Consider the following 24269-nt stretch of genomic DNA (forward strand, 5'->3'; position numbering starts at 1 on the left):
AGGTACGGTAATGGTTCGGATAGCTCAAGCGGATGAATAAAATTTTAAATAAAGACTTGATAAATGTTCCGCTCTCTATTACAATCCTAATTGATAGTGATAATCAATATCAATTAGGAAAAGGATAAGGGGGAAACGAGGTCACCATGTTAAAATTCAGGAAAAGGTTTCTTGGTTATACGGCACTTCTTTTGGTTATTGCGGCATTGGCCGGCTGTGCAGCCGGCGGGACGTCGGAAGGGACGGCCAATACCGGCAGCCAGGCCGGCGCGCCCGCCGGTGCGAATCAAGCGGCGGGCGGCGGGACGGACGCGAGCGCCGGGGAAGAAACCCGGATCGTCAAACATGCCATGGGCGAAACCGAGATTAAAGGAACGCCGCTGAAGGTCGTGACGCTGTTTCAAGGAGCCACCGATGTGGTCGTGTCGCTTGGCGTGAAGCCGGTCGGCGTTGTGGAGTCCTGGGTGCAGCAGCCCGTTTATGAGTATTTGCGGGCCGATCTGGAGGGAGTTCCGATCATTGGCCAGGAGACGCAGCCGAATCTGGAAGAAATACATAAACTCCAGCCCGATCTGATCTTAGCCACGAAGACGCGGCATGAGGATATTTACGAACAGCTGTCGCAAATCGCGCCGACGGTCATGACGGAAACGCTTTTCGACTGGAAAGAAACGTTGGCGAAGACAGGTGAGGCGATGAATCTCCAAGACAAGTCCGACCAACTGCTCGCCGATTGGGAGGCGAGAGTAGCCGACTTCAAGCAGAAAATGGGCGACCGCTTGCCGATCGAGGCGACGATAACCAACTTCAGGGCCGATCAGGTGCGGATTTTTTATATGGGATATGCGGGGAAAATTCTCAAAGATCTCGGCTTTACAAGACCACCCGGTCATGATGATGAAGCTAGCTGGGGCGTTCAACTAGCTTCCAAGGAGAGCATCCCGGATATGAACGCCGACATGATTTTTAACTTCAATTCCGGCACCGATACCGAAGCCATTCAGAAAAATTATGAAGAATGGACCAAGAGTAAGCTCTGGACCAACCTGGACGCGGTCAAAAACGGCAAGCTGGTTCAGGTGGACGAAGTGGCGTGGAACAGCGCGGGCGGGTACAAGACAGCCAATATGGTGCTCGATGACCTGTACGAGTATTTCGAGTTGAATTAATCGCAGCAGGGAGGCCGGCCATTCAACGGGTGGGCCTCCCCGTATTTCAAAATGACGAAAGAGTGAGGCCATGTTTCCGCTTTTTGCACAGGAGAAGTCGAAAATACTGGGACTCGCGGCGCTATTTATCTTACTCGCGGCTGCGTGTACCGCCAGCATGATATTGGGACGTACGGAAATTACTTTCTCCACGGCGGTGGAGGCCTTCCGGCATTATGATGAGGAATCCGTCGAACATATCGTGCTTCATACCGAACGGCTGCCCCGGACGGTCATTGCCGCCGTTGTAGGTGCCGGACTTGCGGTTGCCGGAGCGCTCATGCAGGCTTTGACGCGCAATCCGCTGGCGTCGCCGAGCGTGTTCGGGATCAATGCCGGAGCGATTTTTTTTATCGTGATGGCGATCGTGCTGCTGTCCGTGTCCTCCTTAACCGCGATGATGTGGTTCGGTTTCGCCGGGGCGGCGATCTCAGCGGTTATCGTATATGCGCTTGGCTCCGTCGGACGGGATGGCTTAACTCCGATCAAAATCGTTCTGGCCGGTACGGCGATCACCGCCTTGTTTACGTCATTTACGCAGGGGATGCTCGTTTTAAACGGGACCGGACTGCAAGATGTGCTGTTCTGGCTGGCCGGCTCCGTCAGCGGGAGAACGCTGGAGATGTTGTACCCGGTGCTGCCGTATATGGCGGCGGCTGCCGTGGTCGCCCTATTCATGGGCCGGGCGATCAACTTGCTGACGACCGGCGATGACATCGCCAAAGGCATGGGGCAGAATGTTCTGCTGGTCAAAACGCTCATGGGGGCCGTAATTGTATTTCTAGCGGGAGGGTCCGTCGCCGTCGCCGGCTCCATCGGCCTCGTCGGTCTCGTCGTCCCCCATATCATGCGCGCTCTGGTCGGAAACGATTATCGCTGGCTCATTCCCTACTCTTTGTTGGGCGGAGCGCTGCTGCTGCTAGGGTCCGATGTGTTCGCGCGGCTGATTATCCTGCCCGAGGAACTTCCGCTGGGGGTCGTAACCGCCCTGATTGGCGGACCGTTCTTCGTCTATATCGCCCGCAAGGGAGGGACGAAGATATGAAGGAAACGCTCGTTGTTCGCTCAAGGAAGGAAGCGGTATCCTTTCTCATCGAACGTAAGGCGGTGATTGCCATCGCCGCGCTGGTTCTCCTGGTCTTAATCGCCGCTGTGGCCGGAACCAGCATCGGCAGCGATATGATTTCGCCGCAGGATGTCCTCAGGACCATCTTTGGCCTTAACGCCGGGGAGCATGATTTCGTCGTGCTCACGCTCCGGCTGCCGCGCGTGCTGTTGTCCCTGCTCGTGGGGGCGGCACTAGGCATGTCAGGCGCCATCCTGCAGGGGATCATCCGCAATCCGCTAGCCTCCCCGGATGTTATCGGCATCACCGGCGGCGCGGCCGTAGCGGCGGTTGGTTTCGTCACGCTGTTGGGCGGCGCGATCAGCATCAAGCTGTTGCCGGTATTCGCCGTCGCCGGCGCCATCGCGACTTCGCTAGTCATTTACGCGCTGGCATGGAAAGCCGGGGTGACTCCGATTCGCCTGGTGCTGATCGGGATCGGCATCTCCGCCATTACCGGCGCCGGCACCACGTTCATGCTGATCCTGAGTCCGTTCTTCATCGCCGGGCAAGCCTACATTTGGCTGACGGGCAGCGTGTACGGCGCTTCATGGACCGATGTATACACCCTGGCTCCGGTGATCCTGGTTGTCGTGCCACTGGCCCTTTGGCTTGCACGAAGCCTGAATGCGCAGGCGTTCGGCGACGAGCTGGCCACCGGGCTTGGCGCCGCCGTCCAACGGCAACGGCTCGGGCTTCTTCTGTGCAGCGTGCTGCTTGCCGGGTTTGCGGTATCCGTTGCCGGTACGCTCGGCTTTGCCGGTCTGATCGCGCCGCATATCGCGAGAAGGCTGGTGGGCCCCCTGTTTGGCAGGCTGCTCCTCGCGTCGGCGCCGATCGGAGCCCTGATCGTGCTGGGGGCCGATTTGATCGGACGCACCGCTTTTCTGCCGCTTGATGTGCCGGCCGGGGTGTTCACGGCGGGAGTGGGAGCGCCTTTCTTCTTATACTTGCTGTTCAAGAACAGAAACCAAATATGAATAGGGGGAGAACCGTGAGCATTTTGGAAGCCCAAGACCTTACCATCTCTTATGGAGCAGAACCCGTGATCGAGAATCTGAATTTGACGATACCGAAAGGCAAAATCACGGTGCTGATCGGCAGCAACGGCTGCGGTAAATCCACGCTGCTGCGGACTATGGCACGCTTGCAGAAACCCCGCTCGGGCGCGGTGCTGCTGAGCGGGGAAGAGATTGCGAAGCTGCCGACCAAGGAAATCTCAAAGCGGATGTCCATTTTGCCGCAGGGCCCTTCCGCCCCGGAAGGCCTGACGGTAAGCCAACTCGTCAGGCAGGGAAGATATCCGCACCAGAGCTGGTTGAAGCAGTGGTCGCGCGAGGACGAACGCATGGTTCGCCTTGCGCTTAAATCCACGCGCCTGACGGAACTGGCGGATCGTCCGGTGGACGCGCTGTCGGGAGGACAACGCCAACGCGCCTGGATTGCCATGACGCTCGCCCAGGGAGCGGAAATGCTGCTGCTCGACGAGCCGACGACCTACCTCGATATGAGCCACCAGATCGAGGTCCTCGATTTGCTGTTCGAATTGAACGAGCAGGAACACCGCACGATCGTGATGGTTCTGCACGATCTGAATCTGGCCTGCCGTTACGCCCATCATATCGTCGCCGTCAACGACAGGTCCATTTACGCCCAGGGACGGCCGGAGGATATCGTAACCCGCGAGATGGTCCAAACCGTCTTTCGGATGGATTGCGAGATTGCCGTCGATCCGCTGTTCGGCACGCCTTTGTGCATTCCACATGGAAGGGGCAGGAACGTTCATGAAGAAACGCGATACAGCCACATGGCTTGAGCCGGAACAATTTCAAGCGTTGGCCGCCGACTATCGGCTGACCCGGGAACCCTCCGCCGACCGGACGTTCTCCATTCCGTTTGCCGACTTGCTGAATCCGGAGCAAAGCTTGGCCTATTTTCGCGGGGTAAGCGGCATTTTCGAGACCGATTCGCAAACGGCTGCCGTGTCGCTGTTCGCCAAACGGTATGCTTTTCTCGTCATCGCCGCCAATTTATATGCGATATCCCGCTTCAACAAAGGATTGAACCTGGAGCTTGCGAACGGCTGGATCGAGTCGAGCTATCAGGGGGAAGCCTGGCTGCCCAAGGCGCGGCTCAACGATTGGCAGGTCAGCGAACCCTTGGCCATGCAGCGCGAGGAGTGGCGCGACAGGGTCTTCGAACGGATGTTCGCCGGAAATTTGTCGCGGGTATGGACTGCCGTTTCCCAAACGGCCAAAATCTCCAAAGCGTTGTTATGGGAAAATACGGCGATTTATGTCTACTGGCTGTACGAAAAGAAACTTGCCGAAGGGGCCGATCCCGAGCAAAAGCGGCGGATGGAGGAGGATTATCACTACCTGCTCCATAACGCGCCGCCCCGCTTATTCGGCGAATCGCGGAATCCGCTGAAGCAATTCGACAGTCCCAAAGTGCTCAGGAACGGTTATGAGAATCCGTTAAGAGTGCGCAAAACCTGTTGTTTTTATTACTTGACGTCGGACGAACCGGCCGATTATTGTTCGACTTGCCCCAAAAGAACCTCGTAAAGTTGTTTCAACCAGAGTTCCGCGCTAACGGCCTGCACCCCGATAAGGGAGGGAAGCGGGCATGAGAAGAAGCTCCTTCGGCCGTTAGCCCGTTCATGGCTCATCTCCACTGAATACCTCATGACACTATACCCAACCTCTCGGAATCCGCCTGTATATTAACATCCGCCATACTGCATCCGCTTTCATTTTACTTGCTGCTCATCATGTCTTTCTCTTATTTGGTGACAGGCCTCTCTTCGAAAAGCGCGTTCCTGCGCCCAATATTCCCTTATCCCACTTAATCCCGCTCTACGAAAAGAACAAATTACCTTTAAAGTTTAATATTGACAATTTAATCTGTACTAAACTAAGATGGTTTTAATGATAGTGATAATCATTATCAATAAATTGGGCGTTGAATCTCCCGTAACTAAGTTTTAGCGAGGTTCATCGGTTATCAGGGAGGGGTTAACGTTGACGTATCTGACAGGGAGCCAAAACACGCTTAACCGGCTGATTATCGGCAAAGCCAGGAAAATGGGCATGGGCTGCCGGCTGCTCCTTGCGGGATGCGAGGATTTTTTGGAGCTGACTTATAAGGGAAGAAGCCTCGTGATCAATAAAACGAGATCGCATCGGCTGTCCCTGGTAGCCGGACTGCTGGCCAAGAACAAGGAGGCCACCAACCTGCTGCTAGAGCAACGGGGGCTTCCCGTACCTCCGTTTATGGTGGTTTCGGAACCGGGAGCGGAGGCGGGCCGGTTCCTGGAGGCCCATTCGTCCGTTGCGGTCAAACCGCTCGACGCCAGCGGCGGCGCCGGCGTCACGTTGGACGTCCGGACCGGTCCGCAGCTGGAGGCGGCCATCCAATGGGCGAGCCGCTACGGCAGTAAGGTCATGCTTCAGCGTTTCGTGCCGGGAGCGGACTATCGCGTCCTCGTCATGGACTACCGGATCGCGGCGGTAACCGAGTATCGCCCCGCTTTCGTGACCGGCGACGGCTCGTCGACGGTAAGGGAGCTGGTCCGGCGCCTGAATGAAACCCGGATCCGCGGCAGCGAGATCGGCGAAATCGAGGCGTTTGCCGAAATCAGCTACGATTCGGAACGCTTGCGATCGGCGCTGGACCGGCAGGGGATAGCGCTGGACGATATCGTTCCGGCAGGGCGGCCGGTGCAATTGCAAGACATTCGCAACGCTCCGGCCGGGGAAATCAGCGAAATCTATGCCGACCGCACGGATTCCATCTGTCCGGCCAACGCGGCCATGGCCATCGAGGCTGCCAGGGCGCTGCAGATTGACGTCGCCGGGATCGATATACGCTGCCGGGATATCGGTGCTCCTATCACGGAAGCGTCCGGCGGTATCCTGGAGGTTAATGCCTTGCCTGACATGACCCATCATGTTTTTCCGCATGAAGGCGCCTCGCGCGACGTTATTCGTTTGTATTTGGAATACTTGTTCGAAGAAGCGCTTTCCCTGAATCCATAGACGAGAATAAAAGGAGCGAAAGCCCAATATGTCAGCAGAGGTCCAGAATATCCAAAATGAATATTTAAGGCGTCAGGAAGAAAAGGAATCCAATGCCCGCTCGTATCCCCGGCACTTTCCGCTGGTCATCGGCAGCGCAAAAGGCACGATGGTGACGGATACGGAAGGCCGGACCTATTATGACTGCCTGGCCGGCGCCGGCACGCTGGCGCTGGGGCATAACCATGATACGGCGCTGGACGCGATTCGCGGCGTGCTGGAGCGGCAAATCCCGCTGCACGCCTTAGACTTGGCCACTCCGCTCAAGCTGGCTTTCATGGAGGAAATATTTTCGATATTGCCCGAAGCATTAAAGGAACGCTGCAAAATCCAGTTTTGCGGACCGACCGGGGCCGATGCGGTCGAAGCCGCGATCAAATTGGTCAAGCATGCGACGAATGGCCGGTCCATACTGGCCTTCCAAGGCGGATATCACGGTTCGACGCAGGCGGCGATGGCGATGAGCGGCAACCTGGATAAGAAACAGCATTTGCAGAGCCTGTTGCCCGATGTGCATTTTTTGCCTTTTCCGTATGAATACCGCTGTCCGTTCGGGATGGGGGGCGGCATGACCGCAAAGCTGAGCGCGCGGTATATCGAGAACCTGCTCGATGACTGCGAAAGCGGCATATCCGCGCCGTGCGGCGTCATCGTGGAGACGGTGCAGGGCGAGGGAGGAGCGATCCCGGCCGATCTGGAGTGGTTGAGAGAGCTGCGGCGCATGACGGCGGAAAGAGACCTGCCGCTTATCATCGACGAAGTCCAGACGGGGATCGGACGCACGGGAAGGATGTTTTCGTTCGAGCACGCGGGGATCATTCCGGATGTTATCGTCTGTTCCAAAGCGATCGGCGGAGGCCTGCCGATGTCCCTCGTAATCTACAAGGAGGAGCTGGATGTATGGCCGCCGGGCGCGCATACGGGAACGTTCCGCGGCAATCAGCTGGCTATGGCCACAGGATTGGCGACGCTTCGCTACATCCGCGAGCATGGGGTGCTCCTTAACGTGCGGGAACGCGGCAAGCAGTTCATGGAGAGGCTTGGCAAACTGAAAGAGCGATACGAAGCGATCGGCGATGTTCGCGGGCGCGGGCTGATGATCGGGGTGGAAATGGTCAACACCGCCGGCCGCAAGGATGGCCTGGGCCACTATCCGCCGCATGGAGAACTGGCAGCGGCCATTCAACGGAGCTGCTTCCAAAACGGTTTGATCGTGGAGCTCGGCGGCCGCAGGTCCGCCGTCGTCCGCTTTCTGCCGCCGCTCACGATCACCGAACGCGAAGCGGAGGACGTGCTCGATATCTTCGAGCAATCGGTGGCGGAAGCTCTGGAAGGAGCGTCCATAGCGTCCACTCCATGTTGAGCGGTGCTGGAATAGCGGGATATCCGATTTTATCTTCATAGCGAAAGAAGGTTGGCATCATTGTTGGGGACGGAAAGCAAGCTTCGGCCGGAGAGCCTGACGCAAGCGAACGCGCATACGTGCAAGCTGCTGCTTAACTGTTATATCCGCGAGTTGGGACGGGAGAAAAGCAGGCATATCCAGCTGAATGCCCGCACGCTGGACTATGCCGTTGCTTTCCCCGCCAGCGGGATTACGGTTTTCGGCAAACTTGCTTATCATTCGGCCATGGGGGAGCATGAATACGGCAGCATGCGCTGGTTCGGCGGAAACGGGGAAGAAGGCGCCGTCGAGTACGGCGCGCTGATCCGCTGGGTCGCCGGCGAATTGACCGACGAAAGTACTTTGGCGGGCGGAACCCCGGTAACGGACGCCCAGCTCCTCGACTTTACGGGAAAAGTGGACAATAGTTGCCGCAACCTGGCGTTATTTATCGAACGGGCGGCGGAGCATGACCTGACCGACTACCGCTCATCGGAGCAAGCATTGATCTACGGGCACCCGTTTCATCCCTTTCCTAAAAATACATCGGGTTTCTCCGGTCAGGACGTCTGGAACTATAGTCCGGAGCTGCGCTCCTCGTTCCGGCTCGGCTATTTTGCCGTCAGGAGGGACGTGTACCGGGAAGAGTGGGTGTCGGACGACGGCAAAGTGCCGCCGCATGAAAGCGTGCAGGCCCATCTGCGGCATATCCTTGGCGACAGCAGCGGCGAATACGCTCCGCTTCCGGTCCATCCTTGGCAATACAATCACGTGCTGGGTCTCTCTATTGTCCGCGATTATATCCGCGAAGCGAAATTGATTCCATTGGGCAGACTGGGGCCGACCGCCTATCCGACCACTTCTGTGCGCACGGTTTATATCCCCGATATGAACTGCAATATCAAACTGCCGCTCAATATGCAAATTACCAATCTGGTCCGCACCAACAACGACGAGCAAATGCGCAGAACGCTGGACGCTTCGCGTTATTTGCTGCGGCAGAGCGGCTTCGGCCCGGACTCCCCGGCCAGGATCGCTTATGAAACGGGCATCGGCACTTGCCGTTTCGAGGAGGAGGCATTGACCCGTTTGTTTACGGTTTTCTACCGTCCAATTGAATTCGACCCGGCATGCACCTACGTGATGGCCAGCCTGGTGGAAGCGCCGCGGCCGGGAACGCCGTCGCGCCTCATGACGATGCTCGGCGCCGGGACATTACCGATCGAAAGCTGGTTCGAGCGTTATCTGGAGTTGTCGCTGCTGCCGATCGTGCGCCTGGCCTGGGAGAAGGGCATTCATTTCGAAGCCCATTTGCAAAATACGCTGCTGACGCTGCGGGACGGCATGCCGGCCTCCTTCTTCGTTCGCGACTTGGAGGGCGTCAGCGTCGAAATCGGCAAAGCGGAAGCAATTGGTGCGGGGGTCAAGGCGGAAGCTGAAGAACCGCCTCCGTTCAGCCCCTTGTTCTATCCAAAGGAGCAGGCCTGGGCGAGGACAGCGTATTATTTTTTCGTCAATCATTTGGGATCGCTCATTCATTCCATCGCCCGGGACGCCAATGCTCCCGAAGAGCGGTTTTGGGGAATGGCGAGCGAGATGCTGGTGCGGGAATACGGGAGGAGCGCCAATGCCTTCGTCAAACATTTGCTGTCGGCCGACGCCTTCCCGGCCAAGCGTAATATGGTTAGCTGCCTGGGAGGAAACGGCGAAACGCCGTCTTACGCGCAAGTCGCGAATTTATTGAAAAGGAAGGAGTGTGAGGAAATTGGGGACCAAAGCTAGTTTGACGAACCGGATACCGGCCGGCTACGCCGACGTGGCGGAGAGAATCATGCGCCAGACGCTTGAAGCTTTATGGTTCGAAGGCATTCTCGACCGCTCGATAGCCGGCCGGACTTGGCTGACGCACGGTATCGGCGCGGACGGTCGACCGGTCGCTTACTCCTGCGAAGCGGAAGAGAAATATGCGTTCGGCCGGGTGAAAATCGTCAAGGGCTCCCTGCGAAGGGAAGGGGAACTTTGCAACGATTTGTATCTGTTTCTGGAGGAATTGCTGCTGGGCAATCTGCAGGGGGAACGGGTGGATTCTTTCATCCGGGAGCTGCTGGAAACGCTGGCCAAGGACAGCCAGTGCCGGGAAGCGCTGCCGGATTGCATCCCGGACGGCGACAGGCACTACGATCCGTTGGAAAGCCACATGACGGACGGGCATCCTTACCACCCCAGCTACAAGTCCAGGCTCGGCTTTACGCTGAAGGACAATCAGGCGTACGGTCCTGAATTCGATCGAGACATCCGACTGTTCTGGGTTGCCGTCAAACGGGAGATGACCGATTCAAAACTGGTTCCAGGTTTCACGGCGGAAGAGATGTACAGGGAGCATTGGACGGAACAAGAAGCTCGGCATTTCCACCGTCTTCTGGAGGAAGCAGTCGATGGAAGTGCGTATGTGCCGATCCCCGTCCACCCCTGGCAGTGGGAGCACCGGATCGAACCCGTTTTCACCCGCCAGCGGCTGAACCGCGAGCTTATTCCGCTCGGGTTCTCGGACGGCGCGTACAGGGCGCAGCAGTCAATCCGCACGCTGTCGCACAGAGAACGTGCGCAGGCTCCCTATATCAAATTGTCGCTTGGCATCACCAATACCTCCACCGGCCGCATTCTGGCGCATCATACGACGCAAAACGCCCCATTGATCAGCGAATGGTTGGATGGCCTTATCCGCAAGGACGAACTGCTGCAGCGGGAGCGGTTCGGCATTCTCAAAGAAATCATGGGTGTATCCTTCCGATATGACGGGCTGCCGGCAATTCAGCGCGACAGCGCTTACGGCTCGCTTGGAGCCATTTGGCGGGAGAACGTTACCGTTCATCTGAAGCAAGGAGAGGAGGCCTGGCCGCTAAATGCGCTGACGCTGGTACAACAAAACGGCGTGCCCTTTATCCGGGACGCCGTCCTCCGGTACGGGGTCCAAGCATGGAGCGAAACGCTGGTCCGCACATTGACGCTTCCCATGATCCATCTGCTGTACGCGCACGGCATCGCCTTGGAGGCGCATGCGCAGAACATCGTCCTAGTTCTGGAGGACGGTCTGCCAAAGCGGATCATCGTCAAGGATTTGCACGACGGAGTGCGTTTCGTTCCGGGCAAGCTGCGTCATCCGGACCGGGCGCCGAAGCTGCATCCCGAGCCGGAAGCGCACCGCAGATTCAACCGGTATTCGTTCATCCATGCCGAAGCGGCGTCGGAAGTAAGGGATTATGTGTACGACGCGTTCTTTTTTATCTGCATGACCGAGATCGCCTTAACACTGGAAACGTTCGGTCTTGCAGAGCGGGAATTCTGGAGCCTGTGCGCGGCGGTTATCGTCCGATATCAGCGGCAATTTCCCGAGTACCGGGAACGGTTTGAGGAATACGATCTGTTTGCCGACGACGCGTTGATCGAAGAGATGACCAAACGCCGGTTGTACGGCGATGGAGAGCTGTATTTCCGCAAAACGAGCAACCCGCTGCGGTCTGCGAGGGAGAGTCTGGCGCCGTCATGAGACCCAATATGCTGAAGGCGAAAATAAAAAGCAAGCAGCCGGTGTTCGGTTTATTCGTCTCCATACCGCATCCCGTGATCGTGGAGCTGATCGGACATGCCGAATATGATTTTGTCATTATCGATTTTGAGCACGCATCTACCAACATGGAGAGCGTGGAGGAACTGGTCCGCGCCGCCGAGCTAATGGAGGTGACCCCGCTTGTCCGCGTTTCGGGCGTAAACCGGTCCGAAATCCTGAAGGCGCTGGATTGCGGCGCGCAGGGCGTCGTCATCCCCCATGTCGAGCGGAGAGAGCAAGTCGAGGAAGCCGTCCGCTGGGCGTATTACCATCCGCTGGGGAACCGCAGCCTAAACAGCGGCCGGCCGGGCGCGTTCGCCAAATATTCGCTGACGGATTATATCCGGGAGGCCAACGAAACCGTCATGGTGGTGCCGATGATCGAAAGCGTGGAAGGGATCGGGCAATGCGAAGCCATTTTGTCCCATCCGCAGATCGCCTTTGTGCTTGAAGGGGCGGCAGACCTGTCGCAATCCCTCGGTTTGCCGTGGCAGGCCGGGCATCCGGAGGTACAGCGGCAGTTGGAACGGCTGCATGCGGCCGCGCAGAGCTGCGGGGTTCCGTACGCCGCCGTCGCGAGAAGCAGGGAGGATATGCGGCCCTTGGCCGAGCGCGGCGTGTGCATTTATGTGTTGGGTGACGACAGAAACACGGCGTTTCGCGCTTACCTGCAAAAGCGGAACGACTACCGGGATATGGGTGGATGGACATGAAATCACACGTATGGCAAGCGATCCGCAGGCTCGAAGCGGAAAGCCGGGAAGAACCTCTTTGCGCTTATCTGTACGACCTGAGCGGCATTCAGGCGCATGCACGGGAAATGCTGAAAGTCCTGCCGGAACGGACGGGGCTGTTTTACGCGATCAAAGCCAACCCGGACCGGCGCATCATCGAAGCGCTGTTGCCGTTGGTCGATGGATTTGAGGTGGCCTCCGCCGGAGAGCTGCTGAAGGTCAGGGAGGTGAGCCGCAGCGTCCGGATCCTGTTTGGAGGACCGGGCAAAAAGGATGCGGAGTTGGAGGCGGCCATTCGACACCATGTAACCTATATTCACGTGGAGAGCCTGCTGGAGCTGAGGAGGCTCATCCGCTTGGCGCATGGAAGGAGCGAGCCGGTCCGCATTCTGCTGCGCATGAATCTGAGAACGGGCACGCTGCCGCAGACCGGAATAACGATGGGCGGCCGGCCAACCCCTTTCGGGCTGGACGAGGAACTGCTCGAAGAAGCGGTCGCCGCCGTTCGGGAAGAAGGCCGTGGCACGGTCCGGTTATGTGGCTTTCATTTCCACTCGTTGTCGAACAACTTGCGGGCGGATCTGCATGCCGAGATGGTCGAGCTGTATTTGCGCAAAGCGGAAGAGTGGATGGAACGTTACCAACTGGACCTTGAGGTCATCAATGCGGGAGGCGGCTTTGGCGTCCCCTACGACGCTACTCCGGCGTTCGACTGGCCGCTGTTCGCTTCCCTGATCGCGCGGAGCGAAGCAAGGAAAAGGCTAGCCGGAGCCCGGCTGTGGTTCGAGCCGGGCCGGTTTATCGTGGCGGACCACGGTTATTACGCGGCGGAGGTCATCGACATTAAACCTTCGCATGATCGGAGGTTTGCCGTGCTGAGGGGAGGAACGCACCATAACCGGTTGCCGGCTTCCTGGGGCCATAACCATCCGTTTGTCGTCATGCCGGCGGACCGGTGGGCGTACCCTTTCGCTAGGCCTGAAATCCGGCGGGGTAAGGTGACGCTGGTCGGCGAGCTCTGCACGCCTAAAGACCGTTTGCATGCGGATGCCGACGTCGAGCATTTGCGCGTCGGCGACATCGTCGTGTTCGAAAAGTCCGGCGCTTATTGCTGGACGATTTCCCATCACGATTTTCTGGGGCATCCGCACCCGAAATTTTATTATTTGGCGGAAGGAAATGATCATGCACACATGGACGATTGAATCCGGCCGGAAGGCGGCGGAATCCCGGATTACCGCAGATTTGATGAACGCTTTTTTGAGCGAGCGTTTTGTTCGGTTGGACGACGATGCGTTCGGGCCGATATCCGCTGCTCCCGTACAAATCCGGCAGTTATACGGCGGCTATGAAGAACATTCCCTGGTCTATGCCGGTGAAATGGCATTTTTGATTGAGAATCACCCGAGGAATGGTGTTCAGTGGGTGCAGGGTTCCCCGATTTTCAAACGGGAGGGCGGAAGTTGGACGTCCATCGGCGCACCGGAAGAGCTGGCGGAAACCGCGCTGCATGCGGCGTTGTCGGAGGAGGATTACAACCACCCGGGGGTCACGGATTTTTTGGCCGGCGTAAAGGCGGCGGTCCGGCAGCTTGCGCTTAGTTTGACTCCGGCCCGTTTGGACGGGCTGCTGGCGTTTGCGCCGGCTTCGCCTTACGAATGGTTTATCAAAGGGGAACGAATCGCCGCGCTGCGCGACCGCCCGTTCCATCCGTCGGCCAAAGCAAAGGTCGGCTTTACCGATCAGGACTGCTTGAGGTATTCGGCGGAGTTCGGAGAACCGATCCGCCTTCGATGGGTGGCGGTACGCGCGGATTCGGTCGAACGGGGCTGCGCGGAAGGAAGGCTGTCCTGCCTGGGTCTGCTCGCCGCCGAACCGCGGGCCGAGTTGGAGAAGGAGCTGAGCCGGCGGGGATTGGCGCCGGACGAATACGTGCCGTTACCCGTGCATCCCTGGCAGCTGCAGCAAGTGATTTTGCCCCGTTTCACCCGGGAGATCGAGGAGGGAACGATCGTTGTGCTGGATGCGGAGGCCGGCGATTTCCTGGCTAGCTCCTCCCTTCGATCTTTGGCTCCGCAATCCGTGTTGGGTACCGGAATCTCATCGGACATCCATCAAGTGGCGATGCTCAAGCTGCCGGTCAGTGTGCTATCGCTGGGCGCCGCCCGCTACTTGCCGGTTGTGAAGCTGCTTAACGGCCTGGCGGGGGAGAAACTGCTGCGCCAGGCCGTCGCTTGCGACGGAACGCTGCAGGGCCGGGTTTTCTTATGCGAGGAGCGGCACTGGTGGGGATACATGCCGGCAACGATGGGGTTGTTCGACGACCATCCGCGCCATTTAGCCGCCCAGCTTCGTCTCTACCCGCAGGAGCTGTTCGAAGAAGACTGCAAGGTGATACCCATGTCCGCGTTGGGCGTCCATCAGGGAAGATGGCACATGCTGTCGGAGATCTTGGGAAAGGTGCTTTCCGGCGAGGAGGTATTAAGTTTCTATGCCGACCTGGCGCACTTGTTCTATGATGTGGTGATGCGCCTGTTCAAGATTGGGGTGGTCCCGGAAATTCACGGGCAGAATTGCTGCCTGGTCATGGAGGGCAAACGGGTGAAGGGATTGCTGTTCCGCGACCATGATTCGGTACGCCTTCATCAGCCGTACCTGGATCGGCATGGCATCGCGGATCCGGGTTACCGCATTCGGCCCGGTTACTCCAACAGTCTGTACAATGAGACGATTCACAAGCTGGTTTTTTACGTCCAATCGCTGGGGACGCAGGTCAATCTGGCTTCGATTATGGAAGCCTTGTCCAGCGTGTACGATCTTCCGGAGTCCCGCTTGTGGGAGGTCACGGAGCAGGCATGGAAGGAAGCGCTGCAGGGCGCAAGGCTGCCGGAGGCCGATCGCGACGAACTGTATCGGGCGATATTCGAGAGCGGGGAATGGCCGGTGAAGCTAGTCGTCCGTCCGCTGCTGGAAGCGGATGGGGTGCCGGGGGCGATGCCGTCGGGCAAGGGTAAAGGACACAACCCTTTTTGGACGCAAAAAAAATCGGAACTTGACAAGAAAATGGAGTAAGTAAGTCAACATCATAACGGACCGTAGAGACGTTATTTACCTATTTCCCGATCATTTCCCGTTGTAACGGACTCCATAGACTTTATTTGGCGCAAACGTCGGCCATATTGAAGGTTTTGGCCCAAATAACGGCTCTGAGGTCCGTAAGAAATCGGGCATTCCGCGTTTCGGGGCCATTAGGATCTCTGGAGTCCGTTAGCGCACGGGCGTAAGCTCGACCGGCCGGGCGGACGTCTCGGGGCGAGCGTCCTGACAGTGGGCAGCCTCGATCCTCGCCCCGACTCACGACCAGGCTCTTGAACCCTAGTCTCACGCTCGTCAATCCGCTCTCAAGCGCCGATGTTTAGGTAGAGTACTTTTTTGGTGAAGAACAAATTTTCCTTGACAAATAACGATGAGATGAATTAAGCTGATGAAAATTTAGGAAAACGAATGAAAGGAGCGTGAACGGGGATGAAATTAGCGGTGTATCCAATCGAGAATAAGAACCTTTTATCCTCGTCATGCGGCCGTTTCAGCATATCCAAACATCCACTTCATAAGGGATGAATGTAGACAAATAGCGTTATTTGTAACGTTATGGTTTGTTCGGATATAAGACCGCTGGGGAATCTCGGCGGTTTTCTTTTTTTATTGCTTTGGATGAATGTTCAAAAAAAGAGAAAAAAAGGGTTGACATCGCCAAGACCGAGTGATAAGATCATAAACGTAAATGAGGTAAATCGTTAAAGCGTTAACGTGACGATGCAATCCGTAAATCTACGCAGAAAGGAAGGGATAGGAAATGAAACAGCGCATTATAATTGATTTACTGGAGAAAAGCTATAACCAACCGTCAGATCTTTGGCGAGAGAACGGCAAATCATCCTGTCTCGATCCGATCGTCAGAAGCTTTTACGTACCACGCGTAGTCCGTCATATCCTTAATGGAGGAGGAGCGGTACTAGCGTGATTGTGAATCGCGGACCGTTTCGTCGATACATATACAGTACGTAAGAGGCTACTTGTACCTGGCAAGTGGTCCATTCGTGTTTGTCCATGCCGAGAGGATTGGGCTAGGGCAAGTCCTATGAATGGTGCCGCTTTGGGGAGGTAGTCTTTTTTGATCCATAATAACGAACGTACGTTTCGTTTTGTTTAGCATGGCCCCTTATCCAAGCGTGTAAGGCATCGGTCTTTGCAGCCGCGATCCCAGGTTCGAGTCCTGGAGGGGCAGCTTCCCAAGTACATAACTTTACGGTTCGCAAAGTGTGAGTGGGGCACTCGGCAGGGTTCAATATTGTGGTCCAACGAAACACAAGCTATAAAAAATCGGTGGGAGATTCACCCCCTCTTAGCAAGGATTTACCGTGTCCAATTCTGATGTCAGTATGGCCCGTCCACGTCATCTTTTTCATCCTGTGTGATCAAGCAGCGGTGATGAAGACATATTATGAAAAGGGAGCTTACCGGCTTTTTATTAAGCCGGATTCCGGAAAAATCTCAAAATGAAAGGAAGAAGCCAAGCTTGCAGTACAGGTGAACCCCATGAAAAGTAAAAGACGACAGTACCCATTGATTCATGAGACAACATTTCGGAATACGACGGAACAGAATCTTGAGTTTAGCGATGTGATGGAGCGGATATCCCGGTTCATCGCGAGCGATCCACGGGGCGCGTACGACCTCGTCATTACGACCGACGCGCAGACCCACCCGGGCCATACCAAGTTCGTCAGCTACATTGTGGCGTATCGTGTAGGAAGAGGAGCATGGCTGTGCAGCCGACAAGTGATTCTCCCCAGGGAAATTTATTCGGTTCGGGAAAAATTGTCTTTGGAAACGTCATACAGCCAAGAAATTGCCGCGCAATTCGGTTTGGCCGAACGGATCAGCCTCGAAAACCTGATCCTTCCTTATCTCGATCAAGGGGCGGAAATTCGCTTTATGGTCGATATTGACGGCGGCCGCGAGGCCAAGAACCAGACGGCAGCCTATCTTTCGGAAATGGTTGGTCGAATTGAGGCGATGGGTTTAATCGCAAGGGTTAAGCCTGAATCGGTGATGGTCAGCGTAGCCGACCGCGAAACCAAGAAACCGTACCCGTTAAGGGCGGCTTCAAATTCGTGAACGCTAAACAAAATAAAACGCGATGAAGTGGAGGCGGGTGAACCCCGCTTCTTTTTTTCGCGAAAACGAGGAATAAGAATGTGTGTTCCCCCTTAGGGCTTTTGTAGGTAGGGATGAATGCGATTCTTAGGTATTATATAGAAGAAAGACTTATATGATAATTTTGGTAGAGGCGTAAATTTACCTCTGGGGGAGGGGAACTACGTTTGATTGAGATTACGGAATCTTGGATTGACGCATTGGCGCCAAACAGCGCGGCGATTAAGAGCGGTCAGGAGTTGAACAGAAAAGGCAAGTATATCGAGCTGCACCGGTCCGAGGATGGGCAGGTGCTGTTTGGATTGTGCGCGGGGAGCGGGAAGACGCCTTACGCGCCGTCCGCGGATTTCGCCGCTGCGGACAAACCGGTCATGCGCTGCAGCTGTCCGAGCCGGCAGTTCCCGTGCAAGCATGTGCTGGGTCTCTTGTATGCCTATGCGGAAGGGAAGCCGTTCCCGGCGGCGGAGGTGCCTGAAGATTTGGCGGCCAAACGGGAGAAGGCCGGGAAGAGGGAAGAGAAGAAAGCCCAGGAGACCGCTGCCGGAGCCGAGGCCAAGCCGAAAAAAGTCAATAAATCCGCGCTCAAGAAAAAAATCATGGCCCAGCTGGATGGGCTGGAACTGCTTGAGAAGTTAACGCAATCTTTGATCCGGCGCGGGCTCGGGACCCTGGATACCAAAGATTTTAAGGTGCTCCAGGAGCATGTGAAGCAAATGAGAAGCCACTATTTGACCGGCGCGCAAATCCAGCTCAGCAAGCTGCTGCTGATCTTATCCGAGCGGCAAAATACGGAGCAAGCCTATGCTTTGGCTGCCGAACAGCTTGCCGTCCTTCATGCCTTCATTAAAAAAGGCAGGGCGCATCTGTCCGCAAGGCTGGAAGATCCCGAGCTGGCGCTGGATCATGAGTCTTCCATCGAAGAGTGGCTTGGGCATGCCTGGCAGCTGACCGAACTGAAAGAAGCGGGATTGGCCGCTCCGGGGACCGAGCTGGTTCAGCTTGCTTTTTGGAGTTATGACGATGCCGCCCGGCAGGAGTACGTCGACTGCGGTTATTGGATTCAGCCGGATAACGGGGAAATTCACTATACGGCCCAATACCGCCCCTATAAAGCGGCGAAATTAATGCGTGAAGAAGACAGCTTTTTCGAGGTTTCCGCCGTGCCGGAGCTATACCGCTACCCCGGCGATCTGAACCGGCGCGTCCGCTTCGAATCCATGACGGCAAGAGCCTTGGAAGCGAAGGATTTAGGCCAAATTCGCCGGTCTGCGGCTTCATCCTATACCGAGACGGTCAAACGGGTCAAGAACCAGCTTAAAAATCCGCTGGGCGACCCTAACCCGGTCGTCCTGCTGTCTGTAGAAAAGGTGGTCACCGATGCGGAAGGCCGGCTGTTTATTGCCGACGCTCAAGGGGATACGCTGGAGCTTCGCGACGTACTGGACGGCGGAACCGTTCATCTTATGACCTTTTTGCCGGCGGAGAGTCTTCAGGATATCGCTATGCTGGGTATGTTTCACCATGATTCTCCAAGCGGTCGGCTAGCGGTTCAGCCGCTCAGTATTTTAAACCGGCAAGAGCTGGTACGGTTGCTTTACTAGTCCGAGTGAACAATCTCTGCTACGAATAAGCCGAATTGGAGGAACTTACCTAATGAGTCAAGCCCTACTGTTTGAGCTGAACGAAGAAATCCGCCGTCTGTATATTGCCGGGAGCGACCTGGCGTCCGGGGATTATCGCTTGAAGCGGATGGTTCCGACTTTCCAACAGCTGGGAGAGCGGGCGCCGGTATTTAAAAAGCTGGCCGAAGGGATCGAATCGTTGATTACCGGAGATGGCGAAGCGGATTCGGCCCAGCGGCTGCAGGATATCAATTTGCTCCTTCAGTCGGTATTGCGCACCCAGGGGAAAGGGGCCGCGGAAGGTGAGACGGTCATGCTGCAGAACAAGCCCGTGTCTTTGAAAACGGGCCGCTCCTACCGCAAGCTGTCCCCTGTTCGAACCGCTTTGACCTCCCGGGGCGGCGGCCGGTATGAAATCATCGCCGAAGCCTACCGCGAGGGATTGTTTCAGGATCTTCGCCTGCTTCCGTTCGCCATGGAAGCCTTGAACGACCCTTATGCGGAAATTGCCGATTTTGCGATGACGTATATTTTGCCGTCCTATGACTCAGCCATCGTGCCTCATCTGACCCGCAGCTTTGAGCCCGCCGGGGGGAAGACTGAAGCCCGCAAGCTGACCGTCATTGCGATGTGCGGCGGCGAACAAGCGCTGCCTGTCCTTTATGAGGCCGCCGTATCGGGTTCCGACGAGGTGCGGACGACGGCGATTCGCCTGCTTGCGGGGCACGCCGAATATGAGCAGGCCCTGCTCGATTTCAGCCGCGACAAGAAGAAAAGCATTCGCGAAGCAGCATACCAAGCGTTGGCGGACAGCCACTCTACAAGCGCAGCCGAGCGCTTGTATGAAGCTTCCCAAGGGAAAGACAGCGAACTGGTCGGCCCGGCGTTAAACCGTAGCCAATCGGAACCCTTAAACGGATGGCTGGCCCGGGATTTTGCGGAGTTGATCCGTTCCGTGGAAGCGGGCGTGCCGGATAAGGAGCAAGCACAGGAAATTTCCATGCGGGCGAGACGCTATTTCTGGGTGCTTCAGCACAAGACGCTCCCTGCGCTGGAGGAGATCCATTTAAGCGTTCTGCGGAACTATACACACTACGCTTTTACGCTCGGTTGGACCTATTTAACGAACGAAGCGATGCAATACATACAAAAGACCGAATCCGCAGAAGGGCGTCAGCTGCTTGAAGTTGCGGTGGAAATTGAAATAAAAAAAACGGCCGGCACGAACGCATATGTGCGCGAAACCTTTGAAAAGGCGCAGTCGGCGCTGGCTCCGGAACGTCTGTATGAGGCGTTTGCCGGCATTTTGCGGGACCGGCTAAATGCTTCAGCCTTAAGCAAAAGCGCCAATTACTGCAAGCAATTGCTCGATACGATGGAGAACTTGATTACCCGCCGCAGCTATCAGGATGTGACGTCGGTATGGACGAATGAACGAAAAGGCTATGTCTATCAGGTGGATATGCCGTCGCCCGCGGAAATCGCCGCAAACTGGGACCCGCGCTGGCTGGATCATTTCATTGCCCTTGATCACTTGGCTTTGGTCAGTGCTTTCGCCCGGCCGGGACATGAGGGGGCCGCTTCCTATTTGCTTTCCAAGCTGAACAAATCGCCGGAATTTCGCAACCGTTTTGCCAATTTGGCGGTCATGGGGCTGGTTCGCGCGGGAATCCCGGAGAAAGAGCTTCATGAAGCGCTCGTCCGGGCTTTGGAAGACGAGCGGAATACGGAATGCCACGAAATCGAACCGTTTCTGTTCGATCAGCTATGCCTTCTTCCCGCCGCTTATGCGGACCGCATCCGCAAGGCCCTGCCCAAATTTGTCAACATCGGCGTAGAGCAGCTGGGACATATTTTGAAAATGATGGAATTAAAGGAGTGAAACGGTGATGAGTACGGAATCCACGATGCAGGAGATTATGCGCAAACCGGCGGAGCTGTTGTACCGGGAAGAATTGGAGGTATTGATCCGCGAAGATCAAGGCAAAATCCCGACCGGGTGGCAAATGTCCCCGCAGTCGGTGCTGAAATTTATCGTCGGCGGAACCGCAGGGAATCAGGTGATCACGCCGAAATATATCGGGAACCCGCGCCTGGTTGAAATGGCCATTGCCACGCTGGTGACTGACCGAGCTTTGCTGTTGATCGGCGAGCCAGGAACGGCCAAATCCTGGCTGTCGGAAAATTTGGCCGCGGCCATTTACGGCAATTCCGGGCTGGTTGTGCAAGGGACGGCGGGGGCGACGGAAGAGCAAGTCCGCTATTCCTGGAACTATGCGATACTGCTCGCGCAAGGGCCAACGCCGGAAGCGCTGGTAAAAAGCCCGATAATGCGTGCCATGGAGGCGGGCGGCATCGCCCGTTTCGAGGAAATTTCCCGCTGCGCCTCCGAGGTGCAGGACGCCCTGATTTCGATTTTATCGGAGAAGACGATTTCCATTCCCGAGCTTGGCAAGGAACTGAACGCGCGCAAAGGCTTCAGCCTGATCGCGACGGCCAACACCCGCGACCGGGGCGTCAACGAAATGTCGACGGCGCTGAAACGCCGCTTTAACATGATCGTGCTGCCCGCGCCGGCGGACCTTGAAACCGAAGTGGAAATCGTCAAGAAACGCGTCGGCGAAATCGCCGCGTCCTATGACCTGCAGGCGGCTGTTCCTGCGGACGAAGCGCTGCAAAAGGTTGTGACCATTTTTCGGGAGCTGCGCAGCGGCATGACGCTGGACAAAAAAGAGAAGGTGAAATCCCCGGCCGGGGTCATCTCCACGGCGGAAGCTATTCTGCTCACGAGCAGCATGGCGCTAGCGGCCAGCTTTGGCGGCGGAGAGATGACCGATGAGGATTTGGCCGCAGGACTGCAGGGGGCGATCGTGAAGGATGACGACAAAGACCGTCTGGTTTGGAAGGAATACCTGGACAATGTGATGAAAAAGCGCGGGGCAAGCTGGCGCGGCCTTTACAACGCCTGCAAGGAGATGAATCAATGAAGCCGGCTAGCGGCGCTGGAGTGCAACTCTTTGGCGTCCGGCACCTTTCTCCGGCCGGCGCTTATCATGTGGCCGAATTCCTGGATCGGGTCAAGCCAACGGCGGTGCTGATCGAAGGCCCTGCGGACGCTTCCGCCGAAATCGCGCATTTGACGAATGCTTCGACCAAGCCGCCCGTCGCGATATTGGCCTTCACCGAAGATGTGCCGGTCCGGACCGTGCTCTGGCCTTTCGCCGTGTATTCGCCGGAATATCAGGCCATGCTTTGGGCCCGGCAGCATGGAGCACACTGCGCTTTTATCGATTTGCCTTCGTCCTCCGCCGTTTGTTTGCAGGATGCCCGCGGCGGCGCGAGCTCGCGTCAGGAGGAAGAAGCTCGCGAACCGGAGGGGAGCGATGAGCCGGATAGCTCCTTATACGACAGGATCGCGGAAATCGCCGGCGAGTACGAATATGACGCTTATTGGGAACGCAGCTTTGAGCACAATTTACGTCCGGATGCGTATCGGCAGGCGATTCTGGCCTACTCCGGACAGATGCGGGAGCTGACGGAGGAGCGGGAGCAGCGCGGCCAAAGGCTCGAATACGCCTATAATGCGGTGCGCGAAGCGTATATGTGCCGGCAAATTGCCGATACGATCGCAGCAGGGCATACTCCCGAGCAAATCGCGGTTATTTGCGGGGCGTATCACGCTTCCGCTTTGCAGGACCTTTCCATCGCCATGGACGATGGAGAAATGGCGCAGCTCCCCTTCCGCAAGACCAAGCTGACGCTGATGCCGTATTCCTACTTGCGGCTCTCGTCCTTAACCGGGTATGGGGCGGGGAATATCGCGCCGTACTATTTTGAAATGATGTGGGAACAGATGCGGCGGGGCAAGCTGGAGGAGCTGCCTCATCGCTATCTGGCTTCCGTGGCCGGGGACTTGCGAAGAACGGGAACGCACCGCTCCACGGCGGAAGTGATCGAGGCGGTCAGGCTCGCCGAGTCCCTGTCGGCCCTGCACGGCGGCAGCGCGCCGACGCTGATGGACCTGAGAGACGCGGCCAAAACGCTCCTGGGCCATGGAGAACTCGCCGTGGTCGCCGAATCGTTCGCGCGAACGGAGGTGGGGACGGCGATCGGAGCCCTGGCCGAAGGCGTCAGCCAGACACCGATTCAGGACGACGTGAACCGCCAGTTGAAGCGGCTGAAGCTGGAGAAATACAAAACCGCGGTTGCCCAGGATCTGATCCTGGACCTGCGGGAAAACCGGCGGGTGAATTCCGAGGAAGCGGCCTATCTCGATTTGGACCGTTCTATCTGGTTCCATCGTTTGAAGCTGCTCGGCATTCGTTTTGTGAGAAATCAGGCCAGGTCCGCCGACCAGGCGGTTTGGTCGGAGCGTTGGGTCGTTCAGTGGTCCCCGGAAGTGGAGATCGAAGTCGTGGAATCGAATTTGCTGGGCGAAACCGTAGAAACCGCCGCGGCCTTCGCGCTGCAGCAGCGGCTGGAGGAATGCTCCACGATCAAGGAGGCTTCCGCGCTTATCTCCGTCGCCTATGAGTGCGGGATGATTCAGCAGATGGAAGCCGGCCGAATGGCCATGCAAAGCCTGGCGGTCGAGAGCCAGAACGTCGTCGAGATCGCGGCTGCGGCGAGAAACCTGTCTCAGCTGATCCGCTTCGTCGGCATTCGGAGAATCGATACGGCCCCGTTGATCCCGCTGCTTCAACAATTGTTTTTGCGCGCCGCTTTGTTTCTGCAAGATGCGAGCAGATGTAATGAGGAATCGGCGCAGGCCATGGCGGAAGCGATGAATGAGCTGAACCATATCGCTGCAGAACATAGCGACGAGGTAGATGAAGCGCTGTGGGTGCAGGAGCTGATTGCACTATCGGACAGGGATGATGCCCACCCCCGGCTGTCCGGTCTGGCGTGCGCGATTCTGCTTGAACGGGGGGAACTGACGGGCGAGCAATGCGCTGCCGAGGTTTCGCGCCGGCTCTCGCCGGGGATTCCGGCCGACCTGGGCGCCGGCTGGTTCGAGGGGTTGGCGATGCGCAACCGCTACGCGCTCTTGTCGCGGATGAGCCTATGGGAGCAGCTTAACGAGTATATCAGCGCGCTGGAGGATCACGAGTTTGTGCGGTCGCTGGTCTTTTTGCGCCGGGCCTTCAGCGTCTTCAGCCTGAAGGAAAAAACGATGGTCGCCGAGCTGCTCGGGGAATTGTGGGGCGTGGAACCCGAGCAGGCGGCCGAAGTCATGATGAATGAGCTTAAGGAGGATGAAGCCCGGATGCTGGACGAATTGAATGATTTTGATTTTGAGGATTTATAGAC

The 24269-nt window shown here is 57.0% G+C and carries 17 protein-coding genes and 1 tRNA gene; all 18 read left to right on the top strand.

From position 1 onward, the window contains the following. Positions 1-146 precede the first annotated feature (146 nt). The 18 genes from ACQ4N8_RS08040 to ACQ4N8_RS08125 all read left to right on the top strand — a co-directional run bounded on the left by ACQ4N8_RS08040 (position 147) and on the right by ACQ4N8_RS08125 (position 24267). Positions 147-1169, top strand: a complete 1023-nt coding sequence (locus tag ACQ4N8_RS08040; protein WP_430703824.1) for an ABC transporter substrate-binding protein — start codon at positions 147-149, stop codon at positions 1167-1169. Between the two features lie 70 nt (positions 1170-1239). Further along, positions 1240-2253 (top strand): FecCD family ABC transporter permease, encoded by a 1014-nt coding sequence (locus ACQ4N8_RS08045; RefSeq protein WP_430703825.1) that lies wholly within the window; start codon positions 1240-1242, stop codon positions 2251-2253. Continuing rightward, entirely contained in the window at positions 2250-3293 is a 1044-nt protein-coding gene (locus ACQ4N8_RS08050; RefSeq protein WP_430703826.1) for a FecCD family ABC transporter permease, read from the top strand. Before ACQ4N8_RS08045 ends, ACQ4N8_RS08050 begins: the two co-directional genes overlap by 4 nt. A 14-nt stretch (positions 3294-3307) precedes the next feature. After that, positions 3308-4129: an ABC transporter ATP-binding protein gene (locus ACQ4N8_RS08055; RefSeq protein ID WP_430703827.1), complete on the top strand. Its 822-nt coding sequence runs from the start codon at positions 3308-3310 to the stop codon at positions 4127-4129. Continuing rightward, positions 4098-4880 carry an IucA/IucC family C-terminal-domain containing protein gene (locus ACQ4N8_RS08060; RefSeq protein WP_430703828.1) on the top strand — a complete coding sequence of 261 codons (783 nt, stop codon included), beginning with the start codon at positions 4098-4100 and terminating at the stop codon, positions 4878-4880. The genes ACQ4N8_RS08055 and ACQ4N8_RS08060 overlap by 32 nt, the downstream gene beginning before the upstream one ends. 456 nt (positions 4881-5336) lie before the next feature. Further along, positions 5337-6353: a hypothetical protein gene (locus tag ACQ4N8_RS08065; RefSeq protein WP_430703829.1), complete on the top strand. Its 1017-nt coding sequence runs from the start codon at positions 5337-5339 to the stop codon at positions 6351-6353. A gap of 28 nt (positions 6354-6381) precedes the next feature. Continuing rightward, positions 6382-7755, top strand: a complete 1374-nt coding sequence (locus ACQ4N8_RS08070; RefSeq protein WP_430703830.1) for a diaminobutyrate--2-oxoglutarate transaminase — start codon at positions 6382-6384, stop codon at positions 7753-7755. Positions 7756-7815: 60 nt separating this feature from the next. Then, positions 7816-9558 (top strand): IucA/IucC family protein, encoded by a 1743-nt coding sequence (locus ACQ4N8_RS08075; protein WP_430703831.1) that lies wholly within the window; start codon positions 7816-7818, stop codon positions 9556-9558. After that, complete coding sequence (locus tag ACQ4N8_RS08080; protein ID WP_430703832.1) at positions 9533-11323, top strand: IucA/IucC family protein; 1791 nt, start codon at positions 9533-9535, stop codon at positions 11321-11323. The genes ACQ4N8_RS08075 and ACQ4N8_RS08080 overlap by 26 nt, the downstream gene beginning before the upstream one ends. Then, complete coding sequence (locus ACQ4N8_RS08085; protein WP_430703833.1) at positions 11320-12096, top strand: HpcH/HpaI aldolase family protein; 777 nt, start codon at positions 11320-11322, stop codon at positions 12094-12096. The genes ACQ4N8_RS08080 and ACQ4N8_RS08085 overlap by 4 nt, the downstream gene beginning before the upstream one ends. Then, the gene (locus ACQ4N8_RS08090; protein WP_430703834.1) at positions 12093-13322 is read left to right on the top strand and encodes a type III PLP-dependent enzyme; all 1230 of its coding nucleotides are present in this window, start codon (positions 12093-12095) and stop codon (positions 13320-13322) included. Before ACQ4N8_RS08085 ends, ACQ4N8_RS08090 begins: the two co-directional genes overlap by 4 nt. Then, positions 13303-15189: an IucA/IucC family protein gene (locus ACQ4N8_RS08095; protein WP_430703835.1), complete on the top strand. Its 1887-nt coding sequence runs from the start codon at positions 13303-13305 to the stop codon at positions 15187-15189. The genes ACQ4N8_RS08090 and ACQ4N8_RS08095 overlap by 20 nt, the downstream gene beginning before the upstream one ends. Positions 15190-16332: 1143 nt before the next feature. After that, positions 16333-16405, top strand: a tRNA-Gln gene (locus tag ACQ4N8_RS08100). Between the two features lie 311 nt (positions 16406-16716). After that, positions 16717-17298 (top strand): ribonuclease H-like YkuK family protein, encoded by a 582-nt coding sequence (locus tag ACQ4N8_RS08105; protein WP_430703836.1) that lies wholly within the window; start codon positions 16717-16719, stop codon positions 17296-17298. A 206-nt stretch (positions 17299-17504) separates the two neighbouring features. Continuing rightward, the gene (locus ACQ4N8_RS08110) at positions 17505-18938 is read left to right on the top strand and encodes an SWIM zinc finger family protein (protein ID WP_430703837.1); all 1434 of its coding nucleotides are present in this window, start codon (positions 17505-17507) and stop codon (positions 18936-18938) included. Positions 18939-18990: 52 nt separating this feature from the next. Beyond that, positions 18991-20841, top strand: a complete 1851-nt coding sequence (locus tag ACQ4N8_RS08115) for a HEAT repeat domain-containing protein (RefSeq protein ID WP_430703838.1) — start codon at positions 18991-18993, stop codon at positions 20839-20841. A 7-nt stretch (positions 20842-20848) separates the two neighbouring features. Continuing rightward, positions 20849-21946 carry an ATP-binding protein gene (locus ACQ4N8_RS08120; protein ID WP_430703839.1) on the top strand — a complete coding sequence of 366 codons (1098 nt, stop codon included), beginning with the start codon at positions 20849-20851 and terminating at the stop codon, positions 21944-21946. Continuing rightward, a complete protein-coding gene (locus ACQ4N8_RS08125) occupies positions 21943-24267 on the top strand; it encodes a DUF5682 family protein (RefSeq protein WP_430703840.1) in 2325 nt (774 codons plus the stop codon). The genes ACQ4N8_RS08120 and ACQ4N8_RS08125 overlap by 4 nt, the downstream gene beginning before the upstream one ends. The last annotated feature ends 2 nt before the right edge of the window (positions 24268-24269 follow it).

The sequence above is a fragment of the Paenibacillus macerans genome, from assembly GCF_050565405.1.
Lineage (GTDB): Bacteria > Bacillota > Bacilli > Paenibacillales > Paenibacillaceae > Fontibacillus > Fontibacillus macerans_B.

Coding starts and splice junctions, on each gene's coding strand:
- ACQ4N8_RS08115 (WP_430703838.1), top strand. CDS start 18,991: ATGAGTCAAGCCCTACTGTTTGAGCTGAACGAAGAAATCCGCCGTCTG.
- ACQ4N8_RS08105 (WP_430703836.1), top strand. CDS start 16,717: ATGAAAAGTAAAAGACGACAGTACCCATTGATTCATGAGACAACATTT.
- ACQ4N8_RS08050 (WP_430703826.1), top strand. CDS start 2,250: ATGAAGGAAACGCTCGTTGTTCGCTCAAGGAAGGAAGCGGTATCCTTT.
- ACQ4N8_RS08120 (WP_430703839.1), top strand. CDS start 20,849: ATGAGTACGGAATCCACGATGCAGGAGATTATGCGCAAACCGGCGGAG.
- ACQ4N8_RS08045 (WP_430703825.1), top strand. CDS start 1,240: ATGTTTCCGCTTTTTGCACAGGAGAAGTCGAAAATACTGGGACTCGCG.
- ACQ4N8_RS08060 (WP_430703828.1), top strand. CDS start 4,098: ATGAAGAAACGCGATACAGCCACATGGCTTGAGCCGGAACAATTTCAA.
- ACQ4N8_RS08040 (WP_430703824.1), top strand. CDS start 147: ATGTTAAAATTCAGGAAAAGGTTTCTTGGTTATACGGCACTTCTTTTG.
- ACQ4N8_RS08095 (WP_430703835.1), top strand. CDS start 13,303: ATGCACACATGGACGATTGAATCCGGCCGGAAGGCGGCGGAATCCCGG.
- ACQ4N8_RS08070 (WP_430703830.1), top strand. CDS start 6,382: ATGTCAGCAGAGGTCCAGAATATCCAAAATGAATATTTAAGGCGTCAG.
- ACQ4N8_RS08085 (WP_430703833.1), top strand. CDS start 11,320: ATGAGACCCAATATGCTGAAGGCGAAAATAAAAAGCAAGCAGCCGGTG.
- ACQ4N8_RS08090 (WP_430703834.1), top strand. CDS start 12,093: ATGAAATCACACGTATGGCAAGCGATCCGCAGGCTCGAAGCGGAAAGC.
- ACQ4N8_RS08125 (WP_430703840.1), top strand. CDS start 21,943: ATGAAGCCGGCTAGCGGCGCTGGAGTGCAACTCTTTGGCGTCCGGCAC.